Raw genomic sequence first — 14,404 nt, 5'->3', positions numbered from 1 at the left:
CCTGCCGCCGCAGACGCGGGGGCAGGCAGCGGGCGGGCTGCTGCAAGGTATTCTGTTCTGGTGTTCGGACGTAGAAAAGAAGCGCCCTCGGCGCAGGAAACCATAGACCAGCAGGCAGCGGAGACGGCGGCGCGGCAGAACAGTGCCGCGGGCAAGGGTGCCCCTACCCCCACCCGGAAGGCCCAGGAAGCTGCCCGCAAGCGCCCGCTCGTGCCTGAGGACCGCAAGGCGTCCAAGGCTGCCGAACGCCAGGCCATCCAGGACCAGCGCCTCAAGATGCGGCGGGCCATGGACACCGGCGACGAGAAGTTCCTGCCGCTGCGCGACAAGGGTCCGCAGAAACGGTTTGCCCGCGACTTTGTGGATGCGCGGTTCAACCTTGGCGAATACCTGATGTTCGGCGCCCTGGTCTTTGTGCTGGTTTCCCTGGTGGTCCCGGCCTCCAGCGACATGATGATTTACGTCCTGGGCGCTTTCTGGGTCATGTTCCTGGCAGTCTTCGTGGACGTCTTCATTCTGTCGCGCAAGCTCCGCAAGCGGCTGGCGGAAAAGTTCGGCGAGGTGGAGCGCGGTACTGTCTGGTACGGCTCCATGCGGTCCCTGCAGTTCCGGAAACTGCGGCTGCCCAAGCCCCAGGTCCAGCGCGGACAGTACCCTGCCTGACCCTGCATCCACTTAAGAACGAAAAGCCCGGCGGTGTTCCGCCGGGCTTTTCGTTCTTATCGGGATCCGCTTTCCCGCAGCAACCTGCCTGCAGCGCCTAGGAGCGGCGGTTCTTTGCCAACTGCTTGTTGATCCGTGCCGCCCAGAACGGTCCTTCGTAAAGGAACGCGGTGTAGCCCTGCACCAGGGTTGCACCGGCGTCCAGCCTTTCCTGGACGTCCCGGGCCGACTCCACGCCGCCAACGGACACCAAGGTCAGGGCGTCGCCCGTAGCGTTCCTGAGCCGCTTCAGCACCTCCAGCGATCGCTGCTTCAATGGTGCACCGGAGAGGCCGCCGGCTCCGCACTTCGCCACCTCTTCTGCCGGCGAGGACAGTCCTGAACGGCCAATGGTGGTGTTGGTGGCGATGATGCCGTCCAGCTTCAGGTCGAGGGCAAGGCGCGCGACGTCGTCGATGTCCTCATCGCTGAGGTCCGGGGCAATCTTGACCAGCAGGGGCACATGCCGGCCCGCGGCCCGGTCCGCTTCCTGCCCAACGGCTGTCAGGAGCGGCCGGAGCGTCTCCACGTCCTGGAGCAACCGCAGGCCCGGGGTGTTGGGGGAACTGACGTTTACCACCAAATAGTCGGCGGCAGGCGCCAGGCTGCGGGCGCTCACCAGGTAGTCGTCCACGGCATCGGCCAGTTCCACCACCTTGGTTTTGCCGATATTGACGCCGATGACCGGACGAACCTCCGGGTACCGCCACTGGAGCGCGGCGCGTGCTGCCTTGAGCCGGGGTGCAACGGCGGAGGCGCCGTCGTTGTTGAATCCCATCCGGTTGATGACGGCCCGGTCCTGGACAAGGCGGAACAAGCGCGGCTTTTCGTTGCCGGGCTGGGCCTGGCCGGTGATGGTGCCCACTTCAATGTGTCCGAATCCAAGCTCCGTGAGGGCCTCGATGCCGTGCCCTTCCTTGTCGAAGCCGGCAGCGAGCCCGAACGGTGACGGAAAGGTGACGCCAAAGGCTGTGGTCTGGAGCGACGGCGCCGGAGCAGTCAGTTTCCGCAGGACTCTCCCCGCACCGGAAGAATGTGCGAGCCGTATCCCCTTGAATCCGATCTTGTGGGCGCGCTCGGCGTCCATCCATGAAAAGGCCAGCCTGAAGAAAGTGGGATAAACGCTCATGCCTCCAGTTTCCCGTCTCCGGGGGCGCCGCACCAAAACGGAGACGCCGAAGTTCGGACAGCACAGTTCGGACAGCACAGTTCGGAAAGCGCAGTTCGGGCGCCGCAGTTCGGACAGCGCGGTCCGGTGTGCCGGTTTAGCATGAGGGCATGCAGTGGCAGCAGGACATCCTGGGCGGTGACTTCGAGTCACACTCCTTCGCGGCCACCGGACGTGACGGGGTTGAACGGAGGGCAACGCTGGTGCGCGTCCGGCCATCTCCCGACAGGGACCCTGCCGGCGGCAGCCGCCGGGCCGTGCTCTTCCTGCACGGTTGGAGCGATTATTTCTTCAACGTGGACCTGGCACGGTTCTGGGCTGCGGCCGGCTACGACTTCTATGCCCTGGACATGCACAACCACGGACGAAGCCTTCGTCCGGAAGCACCGGGCGGGTACGTGGCCGACCTCGCCGCCTACGACGCTGAAATCGAAGAGGCAATCCGCATCATCCGGGATGCAGGCGCACCGGGTCCCCTGGCCCTGATGGGCCACTCCACGGGCGGCCTGGTGGCAGCCCTGTGGACCACCCGCCATCCGGAAGCTGTTTCGTTGCTGATCCTCAACAGTCCATGGCTGGAAATGCACGGCAGTCCGCTGGTGCGGCGCGCTGCATCCAGCATGGTGCGCCCCTTGGCCCGCTTCCGCCCTGAGATGGTCCTCCGGCTGCCGGAACGCGGCCACTACTGGCGGACCATCAGCAGCTCTGCCGACGGCGAGTGGCCGCTTGACGAGCGGTACCGCCCCCGCATGGCCTTTCCGGTGCGCGCCGGCTGGCTTAGGGCGGTGCTCGCCGGGCAGGCGAAGGTGGCCCGCGGCCTGGGGATCCAGGCGCCGATCCTGGTACTGCTTTCCAAGGGCAGCGCGAACGGGCTCCTCTGGTCCGAGGAAATGCGCCGGACCGACGCGGTCCTGGACGTCAACACCATCAGCGCCAGGGCCCTCACCCTGGGCCGCACCGTAACCGTGGAGCGGATCGACGGCGCGCTGCACGACGTCTTCCTGTCACCCGAACCGGTCCGGGCCGATGCCTACAGGCGGCTGGCCCGCTGGTTGCGGGCGTATGGATGAAGCTATTCCGCCGGGGCAGCGGGCGCCGAGGGAGCAGCGGCGGCGTCCACGGCGCCACCATACCGGCGGTCCCGCCTGGCATACTCCTCGACGGCGGCCCAGAGCGTGCGCCTGTCCACATCCGGCCACAGCGTGTCCATGAACACGAACTCCGCGTAGGCCGACTGCCAGAGCATGAAGTTGGACAGCCGCTGCTCCCCCGAGCTGCGCAGGAACAGGTCCACGTCAGGCAGGTCGGGCTCGTCCAGGTACTTCTGGATGGTCCGCTCGGTAATGGCGCCAGGCTTCAACTTGCCTGCCGCCACATCGGCGGCAATCGCTGAGACCGCGTCAGTGATCTCTGCCCTGCCGCCGTAATTAACACACATGGTCAAGTTACAGGTGGTGTTGGCCACCGTGAACTCTTCGGCTTCCTCCAGCTCACGGATGACCGAACCCCACAGCCGCGGCCGGCGCCCCGCCCAGCGGACCCGCACGCCCCAGTCGTCCAGCTGGTTCCGCTGCCTTCGCAGCACATCCTTGTTAAATCCCATCAGGAAGCGGACTTCCTCAGGCGACCTGCGCCAGTTTTCCGTGGAGAACGCGTACACGCTGACGTACTCGATGCCCAGTTCGATGGCCCCTGCCATGACATCGAGCAGCGCCGGCTCCCCTGCCTTGTGCCCCTCGATCCGCGGCAATCCCCGCTGGTTGGCCCAGCGGCCGTTGCCGTCCATGACGATGGCCACGTGCCGGGGAATGAATTCAGCCGGAATAGTGGGTGCCACCGCGCCGGACGGGTGCGGGTACGGCGCCACCACGGGATGCGTGCGCCGGCGCGGTGCGTTGTTCCTTTTTCCCAGGGCCACTGTCAGCTACGCTCCACATGTTTGAGGGATTTCAGTACTCGTTCCAGATGCCACTGCAGGTACGCGGCCACCAGGCCCGCTGCTTCCTTGCGATGCTGCGGCAGGGAAGCATCCGCCGTCGTCCAGTCCCCGGTCAGCAGCGCTGCCAGCAGCGTCACGGTCTCTGCAGCGGGTGCGGGGGAACCGGGCGGCCGGCACTGTGCACAAACCATGCCGCCAAGGGGCGCGGAGAAGGCCGTGTGCGGGCCCGGCATGCCGCAGCGGGAGCAGTCCGTGAAACTGGGCGCCCACCCGCCGGTGGCAAGGGCGCGCAGAAGGTAGGAGTCCAGGATGAGGCCAGCCGCATGTTCGTTGCGGCTCAGCGCAGCGAGGGCGCCCACCAGCAGGTTGTATTGTGCGGTACCGGCCTCGCCGTCGACGTCCGTCAGTTTCTCAGCCGTCTCCGTCATGGCGGCGGCCACCGTATACCTGCCGTAGTCCGCGGCGATGCTTCCGCCGTATGCACCCTTTGCCACGGCCTGCGTGACGATGTCCAGCGTCCGCCCTGACACCAACTGGAGATCGGCAACCATGAAGGGCTCAAGCCGGGCACCGAAACGGCTGCTGGTGCGGCGCACTCCCTTGGCGACGGCACGGACCTGCCCGTGGTGCTTCGTCAGGAGCGTGATGATCCGGTCCGCCTCGCCCAGCTTGTGGGTACGGAGCACCACGGCGTCGTCCCGGTACGCCCGGGAGGCAAAAGAGTGTTGGACCACGCTCTATCTTCCCATCCTGCCCGGCAGCTCGCTGCAAGGCCACGGTGGTGCCTCCAGTGGAAACCGGCGGCACCACCGGCAGGTATCAGGCCTGGGCGTCCCGGATGGCGCGGTTGACCGCGGAAATCACGGCCTTGAGGGACGACATGCTGGTGTTGGCATCGATGCCTACACCCCACAGCACCCGCTCCCCCACCGCGCATTCGACGTAGGCCGCGGCCATGGCGTTGCCGCCTTCGGACAACGCGTGCTCGCTGTAGTCCAGCACGCGGACATCCACGCCGTCCTCATGCAGGATGTTCAGCAGGGCCGCAATGGGGCCGTTGCCGGTGCCGGTGCGGCTGACCTGGGCACCATCGATGGTGAGCGACGCGTGCAGCGTCATGCCGCCGTCGGCGTCTGTCTCCGTCTTGACGGCCCCCAGCGAGTAGCGGCCCCACTGCCCGTCGGCCCGGCCGGACGGCAGGTATTCGTCCTGGAAGATCTGCCACAGCTGCGCGCCGCTGACTTCCCCGCCCACGGTGTCGGTGCGGCGCTGGATTACGCCGGAAAATTCGATCTGCGCGCGGCGCGGCAGGTCCAGGCTGTGCTCGTTCTTCAGCAGGTAGGCCACGCCGCCCTTGCCGGACTGGGAGTTCACCCGGATGACGGCCTCGTAGCTGCGGCCCAGGTCCTTGGGATCCACGGGGAGGTACGGAACCTGCCAGGTGAAGTCGTCCACGGGCTTGCCGGCTGCTGCAGCATCGCGCTCCAGCGCTTCGAAGCCCTTCTTGATGGCGTCCTGGTGGGAGCCGGAGAAGGCGGTGAACACCAGGTCGCCGCCGTACGGCGAACGTTCCGGGACGGGCAGCTGGTTGCAGTACTCCACGGTGCGCCGGACGTCGTCGATGTTGGAGAAGTCGATCATGGGGTCGATGCCCTGGACGAACAGGTTCAGGCCCAGCGTCACCAGGTCCACGTTTCCTGTGCGTTCGCCGTTCCCGAAGAGGCAGCCCTCGATGCGGTCGGCGCCTGCCATGTAGCCCAGCTCGGCGGCGGCGACGCCGGTTCCGCGGTCGTTGTGCGGGTGCAGGGACAGGATGATGCCGTCCCGAGGGTGCAGGTGCCGGCTCATCCACTCGATGGAATCGGCGTAGACGTTGGGCGTGGCCATTTCCACCGTGGCGGGCAGGTTGATGATCACCTGCCGGTCGGCGGACGCTTCAAAGACATCCGCGACGGCGTTGCACACCCGGACGGCGTACTCGAGCTCCGTACCCGTGAAGGACTCCGGGGAGTACTCGTAGGTCACGTGCGTGTCCACGAGTGTTTCCTCGTACTTCTTGCACAGGCGGGCACCCTGCAGTGCGATGTCCAGGATGCCGTCCTCGTCCTGGTTGAAGACCACGCGCCGCTGCAGCACGGACGTGGAGTTGTAGAGGTGGACGATGGCCTGCTTGGCACCCACCAGGGACTCGTAGGTCCGTTCGATGAGGTGTTCCCGCGCCTGCGTCAGGACCTGGATGGTGACGTCGTCCGGGATGTGGTTGCCCTCGATGAGCTGGCGGACAAAGTCGAAGTCCGTCTGGGAAGCGGACGGGAAACCGACCTCGATTTCCTTGTAGCCCATGCGGACCAGCAGGTCGAACATCTTCATCTTGCGCGCCGGGCTCATGGGATCGATCAGGGCCTGGTTTCCGTCGCGCAGGTCCACCGCGCACCACCGCGGGGCCTTGGTGATGATCTTGTCCGGCCAGGTGCGGTCCGGCAGTTCAACCTTGATCAGGTCCTGGAAGGGCGTGTACCGGTGGGCGGGCATTCCGGAGGGCTTTTGTGCGTTACGCATGATGTTCGTGGCCTTTTCTATCGATCTTCAGTGAAAGGGTGGCCGGGCAACACAAACTCCGCAGCGAGGGTGGGCCGTGCGCTAGATAGCGTCTGTGGCCTCGCCGCGGCAGCTAAGGAGAAGGAGCTCTGCACGCACTCTTTGAGCCTAACACGGGTGCGTAAGATGAAAGGGCACTACCGTCCGTAAAGTCCAGCATGCAGACGCCTCCGGTGGTCAGCCGGACGCAGGCGTTCCAGCAAAGGAGTTGCAGTGCCCATTTCGGGGATCGATCTGTCCACCATTGATCACACAGTCCGGCCTCAGGACGACCTTTACCAACATGTCAACGGCGCCTGGTTGAAAGCCACCGAAATTCCGGACGACCGGCCACTGGAGGGAACCTTCACCGCTCTTCGCGACGGGTCCGAAATCGCTGTCCGGGACATCATCGAGGAGGCGGCGGCCAAGGGCGCGGACGCCAGCGGGATCGAACGGAAGATCGGCGGCCTCTACAACAGCTTCATGGACGAAGCGACGGTGGAAGGCAAGGGCATGGAGCCGATCCGCGGGCGGCTCGGCGACGTGTTCGCCACGGGCTCGGTAGCTGACCTCATCGCACTGGCGGGCCGGTTGTTCCGTGCGGACGTGGGCGGGCTTTTCTACATCTACCCGGCCCCCGATGCGGGGAACCCTGACCGGGTCCTGTTGTACACCGGGCAGGGTGGCCTGGGCCTTCCCGACGAGTCGTACTACCGGGAAGAGAAGTTCGCACCCATCGTGGCGGCCTACACCGCGCACGTGCAGAAAATGTTTGAACTGGCCGGGGTGGCCGATCCCCATGGTGCGGCCGGGCGGGTTGTCGAACTGGAGACGAAGCTCGCGTCCCACCACTGGGACAATGTCACCCTCCGGGATCCGCAAAAGACCTACAACCTGAAGACGGCGGAGGAAGCCAATGCGCTGTTCCCCCTCCTGGCCACGTGGTTCGACGCCGCGGGAATCGACGCAGACAAGCGTACGGAAATCGTGGTGAGCACCCCTGACTTCTTCACCGGTGCCGCCGGCCTCCTGGACGAAGTTCCGGTGGCAACGTGGCAGGAGTGGCTGGCCATGCGCGTCATCAGCGCCGCTGCACCTTATCTGTCGGCAGCCTTTGTGGACGCCAGTTTCGCGTTTTACGGCACCACGATCAGCGGCACGCCCCGCAACAAGGACCGGTGGAAGCGCGGCGTTGGCGTCGTCGAAGCCGCCCTTGGTGAAGCTGTGGGCCAGATCTACGTGGCCCGCCATTTCCCCGAATCGCACAAGGCACGGATGCAGACCCTGGTGGCCAACCTTATCGAGGCCTACCGCCGCAGCATTAATGACGTTGCATGGATGGGCGGGGACACCAAGGCCGAGGCCCTCCGGAAGCTGGAGGCCTTCCGGGCCAAGATCGGCTACCCGGACGAGTGGATTGACTACTCAGCCGTGGAGATCGACCCCGAGGACCTCCTGGGGAACGTCGAACGCGCCCACAATGCCGACGTCGACAGGCACCTGGATGAGGTGGGCAAGCCGGTGGACCGGAACAAGTGGCTGATGACGCCGCAGACGGTTAACGCCTACTACCACCCGATGATGAACGAAATCGTGTTCCCGGCAGCGATCCTGCAGCCGCCCTTCTTCACCGCCGACGCGGACGACGCCGTGAACTACGGCGGCATTGGCGCCGTCATCGGCCACGAGATCGGGCATGGCTTTGATGACCAGGGCTCACAGTTCGACGGCGGCGGAGCGCTCCGCAACTGGTGGACGGACCAGGACCGCCAGGCTTTCGAGGCGCTGACGGCGCGGCTTGTGGCCCAGTTCGATGCGCTCTCCCCCGCTGCAGCGCCCGGACACCACGTCAACGGACGCCTGACATTGGGCGAAAATATTGGTGACCTGGCAGGCCTGACCATCGCCTACAAGGCCTACCAGATCAGTCTGGACGGGAAGGAACCGGAGGTCCTGGACGGGCTGACCGGTGAACAGCGCTTCTTCGCTTCCTGGGCAGCAGGCTGGCGCCAGGTCATCCGGCAGGAGGAGGCCATCCGGCGCCTTGCCACCGATCCCCACTCCCCCAACGAGTTCCGGACCAACGCGATCGCCAGGAACCTGGACCCGTTCCACGAAGCGTTCGACGTCACCGAGGAGGACGGCATGTGGATGCCGCCCGCCGAGCGGGTCAGCATCTGGTAGCCGCATAACAGAAATGGGCCCCGCCGTTGCCGGCGGGGCCCATTTTGTTGCCTGCCGGAGGTACTGCTGCCTGCAGCTGTACCAAGGCATGGAACGTCGCTACCGGCGCACGATCAGTTCGGGATTCGCCTGCTGGCAGACCTTGTCCCCGGCGGTCTGGTTGACGATGTCCTGGGGCAGTGCTGCGGCAGGACTGCCGGCCTCATAGGCGGTGCCGGTGGTGAAGTCGCTGCCGAGGTAAACCTGTACGCCGGTCACGCCGGGAGCCGGAATCATCAGGGTGGCAGGAATCCCCAGCATGGCAGCGACATCTGCTGCCACGTCATCGAAGCCGTTGCCGTAATACACTGCCGTCTTGGCCACGGGCTGGGCCAGGAACTGGCCCGTCTGGGCGAAGCCGCCCGACACCAATGCCTGGACGATTTCCTGGGCGCGGCCTGCGACGCCGCTTCCGTTGGCGACGGTTACGGGCTGGATGGCCTTGTTGTAGGGCGGCACCGGCGGGGCTGTCTCAGTAGGGGCCGCGGACGGGGTTGCCGATTCAGTGGGTGACGGCGTGGTAGGCGCGGTGGGGTCGGTGAGGTCCACGTTCTTCCGCATTGCCGAGAAGAGCTGTGCGCCCGCTGGTTCGGCGATGACCAGCCGGTTGGGATCGATGGGTGCCGGCGTGGTGGGCACCGCGACAAACGCGACCTTGCCGATGTCGATGTTCTTGAGCCGGTTGCCGATCGTCAGCAGGGTGGGGACAGAGGCAAGGCCGTCATCCACTGTCAGGTTCTGGGTTACGACGTCCGCGATCTTCAGCATCTTCGCGGGATCGGACAGGGTTCCATCGTCCTTGATCTTGCGGGTCAGCGCCGAGAGGAAGCCCTGTTGCGCCTTGATGCGGCCAAGGTCGCCGCCGTCGGCAAAGGCGTGGCGGGTGCGGAGGAAGGCAAGCGCCATCTCGCCCTGCACGGTCGAGGTTCCGGCCGGCAGCCGCAGCCGGGAATCAGGATCGTAGACGGCGTCGCTGATGCAGACTTCCACACCACCCACGGCGTTGGAAAGTTCCTTCACGGCGTTGAAGTCGGCCATCATGAAGTGGTCCACCTGCATGCCGGTGAGCTTGTTGACGGTATCCACGGCGCAGCCGATGCCGGCCTCGCTCATGGCCTCATTGATCATGACGCCGGTGCGGGCAGGATAGTCCTTGCCGGTCTTCTTGTCCTTGCAGTCAGGAATGTCCACCAGCAGGTCGCGCGGAAAGCTGATGACGTTGACGCGCTTGTTGTCCTCGGAGATGTCCATCAGCATCATCACGTCCGACTTGCCATAGCCCGTGGAATCGTCGGCTGTGCCGTATTGCGAGTTTTTTCCGTCGCGGGTGTCCGAGCCGAGGATCAGGATCTGCAGCCGGCCCGTGGCATCGTTCCCGGGGGATTCGGTGCTTTCACCGCCGGCATTCAGCGGCGCCTTGGAGATGTTGTTCTGCAGCCGGAGGAACCAAAAACCGGCAAAGGCGATCCCGGCCACGAGGACCAGCGCCATGACACCCGTGACGGCTTTGAGCCAGATGGGCATCCCGCGCAGCGTACCGAGGTGCCGGGCGGCACCTACGGCGCCGCCGTTCGCGTGGCGGGATACCGGTCCCGGTCCGGCTGACAGGTCAGCCCCGTTGTCGCGTTTGTCGCGGCCTCGACCCACGTCGTGAACCTTCCTCTAAATACAGAATCCGGTCCATTTTAGTGGTCCAGCCTGGAAAACTTGCCTGCCGCACTCCTGCGAACGTTCTTTTCGTGGATCAGAAACCCAGCTTGACCAGCTGTTTCGGGTCGCGCTGCCAGTCCTTGGCCACCTTGACGTGGAGGTCCAGGTAGATGCGCGTGCCCAGGAGGGCTTCGATGCCTTTGCGGGCGTTGGTCCCGACTTCACGCAACCGGCTGCCGCCCTTGCCGATGATGATGGCCTTCTGGGACGGCCGCTCGACATAGAGGTTGACGCGCACATCAAGCAGGGGGCTGTCGTCAGGCCGGTCCTCCCGGGGAACGATTTCCTCCACCACCACGGCCAGGGAATGGGGAAGCTCGTCCCGGACACCCTCAAGGGCAGCTTCGCGGATCAGTTCCGCCACCATGACTGCCTCGGGCTCATCCGTCAGTTCGCCGTCCGGGTACAACGGGGGCGACGGCGGCATGTGGCTGATCAGCACGTCGGCGACTGTTTCCACCTGGAAGCCGTCAGTGGCGGATACCGGAACGATGTCCTTCCAGCCGTCCTCCCCCATTACTTCGCGGCCCAGGGCCGCCACCGCAAGGAGCTGTTCGGTGAGCGCCTGCTTGTCCACGAGGTCAGTTTTGGTGACGATGGCGATCACCGGTTTGCGGCCGACGGCGGCAAGCTGGGCGGCGATGAACCTGTCGCCGGGGCCGATTTTCTCGTTGGCCGGCAGGCAGAATCCGATGGCGTCCACCTCGGCGAGGGTATCCGCGACGAGGTCGTTCAGGCGCTTGCCGAGCAGGGTGCGGGGACGGTGCAGGCCCGGAGTATCCACCAGGATCAGCTGGGCGTCCTCGCGGTGCACGATGCCCCGGATGGTGTGCCGCGTGGTCTGCGGTTTGGCGGACGTGATGGCCACCTTCTTGCCCACCAGCGCGTTGGTCAGGGTGGACTTGCCCGCATTGGGCCTGCCGACGAGCACCGAAAATCCGGCGCGGAATCCGCCGAAGTCGTCCGTGGCCGCAGCCTTATTTTTCTTGCTCACGTGGAACTCCCTGCTGGGTTGCTTCGGCCTCTTCCAGGAGGCCTTCAAGGTCAGTCTCTACTCTTGGTACCGGCGCCGCAATGATGTGGCTGACCCGGTTCCGCCGGCCTTCAAGCCGGTCCGCACGCAGCGATACGCCCTGCACTTCCACGCTGCTGCCCACGATCGGGACGCGGCCAAGTGCCTTGGCGAGGAGGCCGCCCACGGTGTCCACCTCGTCGTCGTCGATTTCCAGGTCGAAGAGCTCGCCGAGATCGTCGATGCCCATCCGGGCACTGACCCGGTAGGAACCGTCCCCCAGCGCGACGGCTTCCGCGCTCTCGGTGTCATATTCGTCGACGATCTCGCCGACGATCTCCTCGATCAGGTCCTCGAGGGTTACCAGTCCGGCGGTGCCGCCGTATTCGTCGATCACGATCGCAACGTGCGTGGACTCCTTCTGCAGTTCACGCAGGAGGTCGCTCACAGGCTTGGACTCCGGCACGTAGCGCACCTCGCGGGCCAGCGACTCGACCAGCGGCGGCTCCTGGTCCGCGCGGAGCTGGTGGATCACTGCAGCAACGTCCTTGAGGTACACGATGCCAAGGATGTGGTCAGTGTTCTCGTTGATGACCGGGATCCGCGAGTATCCGGACCGCAGGAACAGGGACATCGCCTGGTGCAGGCTGGACCCGGCGTCAATGCTGACGATGTCCGTCCTGGGAACCATGACGGCGCGCACCAGGGTGTCGCCGAAGTCGAAGACCGACTGGATCATCTCCGCTTCGGTGTCCTCGATCATGTCGGACTCGCTGGCACGGTCCACCAGTTCCCGGAACTCCTGTTCGCTGAAGAACGCATCGTCGCCGCCCGGCGCCCCGGGGGCCGCCGAACTTCCCAACGCCACCAGCCAGCCGGGAATCGGTCCCAGCACGCTGGTGAGGAACCGGACCATCGGGGCAGTGAAGCGGACAACGGCAGTGGAGTGCAGCCTGCCCAGCTGGCGGGGCGAAACGCCCACGATCACGAACCCAAGAAGGGCCATGATGCCGGTGGCCACCAGGCCGGCAAGCCACACGTTGTCCAGCAGGCTGGAGATCAGGACCGCGACGGCCACCGCGGAGGCCATCTCGAACCACACCCGCCAGAAGCGCAGCGCCCGGGTGTGGGCCACGGGCTCGGCAAGGATGCGCCGCATGGCGGTGCCGCGGCTCCTGTGCAGAGCATCTTCGGCGTCGTGCCGGGGAAGGAAACTGAAGGCGGCCTCGGCCGCTGTCAACAGGGCCGCGACGGCAAGGAAAACCAATGCCACCGCGACCAGGAGCAGTTGCGTCACTGGGTCGTCTCTGCAGGTGCTTCTTTGCCCGTGAAGCCGGACAGGAGTTCCCGCTGGAGCCCGAACATCTCTGCCTTCTCCTCCGGTTCGGCATGGTCATAGCCCAGCAGGTGAAGGATGCCGTGTGTGGCCAGCAGCAGCATCTCGTCCTGCAGCGAGTGGCCGGCGTTCCGGGCCTGAACCTTTGCAACCTGCGGGCAGATGGCAATGTCACCCAGCATGCCCTGCGGGGTGGGCCGGTCGGGCGTTCCCGGGGTCAATTCGTCCATGGGAACCGAGAGCACGTCGGTGGCACCCGGTTCGTCCATCAGTTCAATGTGCAGCTTCTCCATGGCCGTCTCATCCACGAGGAGGATGGACAGTTCGGCCTGCGGATGAATGTAGAGCTGCTCAAAAATGTACCGCGACAGTGCCACGAGCTCCGACTCATCCACCTGGACGCCGGACTCGTTGTTCACCTCGATGCTCACGCGTGTTCCCCCCGTTTTTCCCGGCCGGCTGAATGCTTGAGCCGGCTCCGCTGGGCTTCATCCCAGATGCTGTACGCGTTGACGATGTCCCCGACCAGCCGGTGCCGCACCACGTCGGCGGCATCCAGGACCGAGAAGCTCACGCCGTCGATTCCCTGCAGGATTTCCTCAACGATCCGCAGCCCGGAACGCGTCCCAAACGGCAGGTCCACCTGGGTGACGTCTCCGGTGACCACCATCTTGGATCCGAAACCGAGCCGGGTGAGGAACATCTTCATCTGTTCCGGCGTGGTGTTCTGCGCCTCGTCAAGGATGATGAAGGCGTCGTTAAGCGTCCGGCCGCGCATGTAGGCCAGGGGTGCCACTTCAATGGTGCCGGCCGCCATCAGGCGCGGAATGGATTCGGGGTCCATCATGTCGTGCAGGGCGTCGTAGAGCGGCCGGAGGTAGGGGTCGATCTTGTCGCTGAGCGTGCCGGGGAGGAAACCAAGCCGCTCCCCCGCTTCCACCGCGGGGCGGGTCAGGATGATCCGGCTGACCTCTTTTTGCTGCAGCGCCTGGACGGCTTTTGCCATGGCCAGGTACGTCTTGCCGGTGCCGGCCGGACCAATGCCGAAGATCACGGTGTTGGCGTCGATGGCGTCAACATAGTTCTTCTGGTTCAGCGTCTTGGGCCGGATGGTCCTGCCGCGGCTGGAGAGGATGTCGTGGGTGAGCACATCCACGGGATTCTGCAGTGACTGCGTGCGCAGGAGGGACACCAGTTGCTGCAGCACAGCAGGAGTGATGACCGTGCCGCGGGCCACCAGGCCACGGACTTCCTGCAGGAGCCGCATGATCCGGGGAACATCACCGGCGGGTCCGTTGATGGACAGTTCATTACCCCGGGCATGGAAGTTGACGGCGGGGAACTGCTCTTCGATGAACCGCAACGCCTCGTCATGGCTGCCGAGTGATTGAACCATCTGGTCGGAGTTCTCAAAGAGGACTACTTCAGTCCGGGTGCCGGGCAGGGAGTGCGGGAATTCACCCGGACTGCCTTCGCCCGTATTGAGCCGGCGCTTACCATTTGCTGATTCAGTCATGGTGCTGGCCCGCAGGCCCGTGGTCCCCTCGAAGATCGACATCAATGTTTGCGTTCGCTGATGCCGGCGCCCGTTGGACGGTGCTCCTGGCCCCAGCGATCCCTTTATCTTACGCCAGCGCGGGGCCGGGCCGGATACCAGGCCGCCATGGAGCAGCGGCTGCAACCCGTCCGGAGGGTGACGGGACGTCCTTAGGTATCAACTTCATATCGGCCTCA

12 protein-coding genes are annotated in these 14,404 nt (G+C 65.3%); 3 read left to right on the top strand and 9 right to left on the bottom strand.

The window, feature by feature from the left end; genetic code table 11:
• Positions 1 to 60: 60 nt before the first annotated feature.
• A complete protein-coding gene (locus tag ACV095_RS09830) occupies positions 61 to 663 on the top strand; it encodes a DUF3043 domain-containing protein (protein ID WP_018771080.1) in 603 nt (200 codons plus the stop codon).
• A gap of 97 nt (positions 664 to 760) precedes the next feature.
• Here ACV095_RS09830 and ACV095_RS09825 read toward each other — a convergent pair whose 3' ends face one another.
• Positions 761 to 1,831, bottom strand: a complete 1,071-nt coding sequence (locus tag ACV095_RS09825) for a quinone-dependent dihydroorotate dehydrogenase (protein ID WP_478223353.1) — start codon at positions 1,829 to 1,831, stop codon at positions 761 to 763.
• A 149-nt stretch (positions 1,832 to 1,980) separates the two neighbouring features.
• Here ACV095_RS09825 and ACV095_RS09820 point away from each other — a divergent pair, with 149 nt between their 5' ends.
• Positions 1,981 to 2,940: an alpha/beta hydrolase gene (locus tag ACV095_RS09820; RefSeq protein ID WP_018769263.1), complete on the top strand. Its 960-nt coding sequence runs from the start codon at positions 1,981 to 1,983 to the stop codon at positions 2,938 to 2,940.
• Between the two features lie 2 nt (positions 2,941 to 2,942).
• Here the strand turns inward: ACV095_RS09820 and ACV095_RS09815 are convergent, their stop codons facing one another.
• From ACV095_RS09815 to leuA, 3 genes are all read right to left on the bottom strand, one after another.
• Complete coding sequence (locus tag ACV095_RS09815) at positions 2,943 to 3,788, bottom strand: isoprenyl transferase (RefSeq protein ID WP_478223352.1); 846 nt, start codon at positions 3,786 to 3,788, stop codon at positions 2,943 to 2,945.
• A gap of 2 nt (positions 3,789 to 3,790) precedes the next feature.
• Positions 3,791 to 4,543, bottom strand: a complete 753-nt coding sequence (gene recO, locus ACV095_RS09810; protein WP_018769265.1) for a DNA repair protein RecO — start codon at positions 4,541 to 4,543, stop codon at positions 3,791 to 3,793.
• An 85-nt stretch (positions 4,544 to 4,628) separates the two neighbouring features.
• A complete protein-coding gene (gene leuA / locus ACV095_RS09805; protein ID WP_018769266.1) occupies positions 4,629 to 6,368 on the bottom strand; it encodes a 2-isopropylmalate synthase in 1,740 nt (579 codons plus the stop codon).
• A 252-nt stretch (positions 6,369 to 6,620) separates the two neighbouring features.
• Between leuA and ACV095_RS09800 the strand changes: the two genes are divergently transcribed.
• Entirely contained in the window at positions 6,621 to 8,573 is a 1,953-nt protein-coding gene (locus tag ACV095_RS09800; RefSeq protein WP_478223351.1) for a M13 family metallopeptidase, read from the top strand.
• Positions 8,574 to 8,672: 99 nt separating this feature from the next.
• Here ACV095_RS09800 and ACV095_RS09795 read toward each other — a convergent pair whose 3' ends face one another.
• The 5 genes from ACV095_RS09795 to ACV095_RS09775 form a co-directional block, all read right to left on the bottom strand.
• Entirely contained in the window at positions 8,673 to 10,259 is a 1,587-nt protein-coding gene (locus tag ACV095_RS09795; protein ID WP_018769268.1) for an LCP family protein, read from the bottom strand.
• A 97-nt stretch (positions 10,260 to 10,356) separates the two neighbouring features.
• Positions 10,357 to 11,316 carry a GTPase Era gene (era, locus tag ACV095_RS09790; protein WP_018769269.1) on the bottom strand — a complete coding sequence of 320 codons (960 nt, stop codon included), beginning with the start codon at positions 11,314 to 11,316 and terminating at the stop codon, positions 10,357 to 10,359.
• Entirely contained in the window at positions 11,300 to 12,631 is a 1,332-nt protein-coding gene (locus ACV095_RS09785) for a hemolysin family protein (protein ID WP_018769270.1), read from the bottom strand. The genes era and ACV095_RS09785 overlap by 17 nt, the downstream gene beginning before the upstream one ends.
• Complete coding sequence (gene ybeY / locus ACV095_RS09780; protein ID WP_478223350.1) at positions 12,628 to 13,101, bottom strand: rRNA maturation RNase YbeY; 474 nt, start codon at positions 13,099 to 13,101, stop codon at positions 12,628 to 12,630. The genes ACV095_RS09785 and ybeY overlap by 4 nt, the downstream gene beginning before the upstream one ends.
• A complete protein-coding gene (locus ACV095_RS09775; protein ID WP_144599755.1) occupies positions 13,098 to 14,186 on the bottom strand; it encodes a PhoH family protein in 1,089 nt (362 codons plus the stop codon). Before ACV095_RS09775 ends, ybeY begins: the two co-directional genes overlap by 4 nt.
• Positions 14,187 to 14,404 lie beyond the last annotated feature (218 nt).

This window comes from Arthrobacter sp. JDC6 (assembly GCF_056484025.1).
Note: the sequence above shows the minus strand (reverse complement) of the source record. Positions and strands in the feature narration are given on the sequence as shown.

Bases quoted from the DNA above. Each gene is read 5' to 3' on its own strand.
- ACV095_RS09825 (WP_478223353.1), bottom strand. From the start codon at position 1,831: ATGAGCGTTTATCCCACTTTCTTCAGGCTGGCCTTTTCATGGATGGAC.
- ACV095_RS09820 (WP_018769263.1), top strand. From the start codon at position 1,981: ATGCAGTGGCAGCAGGACATCCTGGGCGGTGACTTCGAGTCACACTCC.
- leuA (WP_018769266.1), bottom strand. From the start codon at position 6,368: ATGCGTAACGCACAAAAGCCCTCCGGAATGCCCGCCCACCGGTACACG.
- ACV095_RS09775 (WP_144599755.1), bottom strand. From the start codon at position 14,186: ATGACTGAATCAGCAAATGGTAAGCGCCGGCTCAATACGGGCGAAGGC.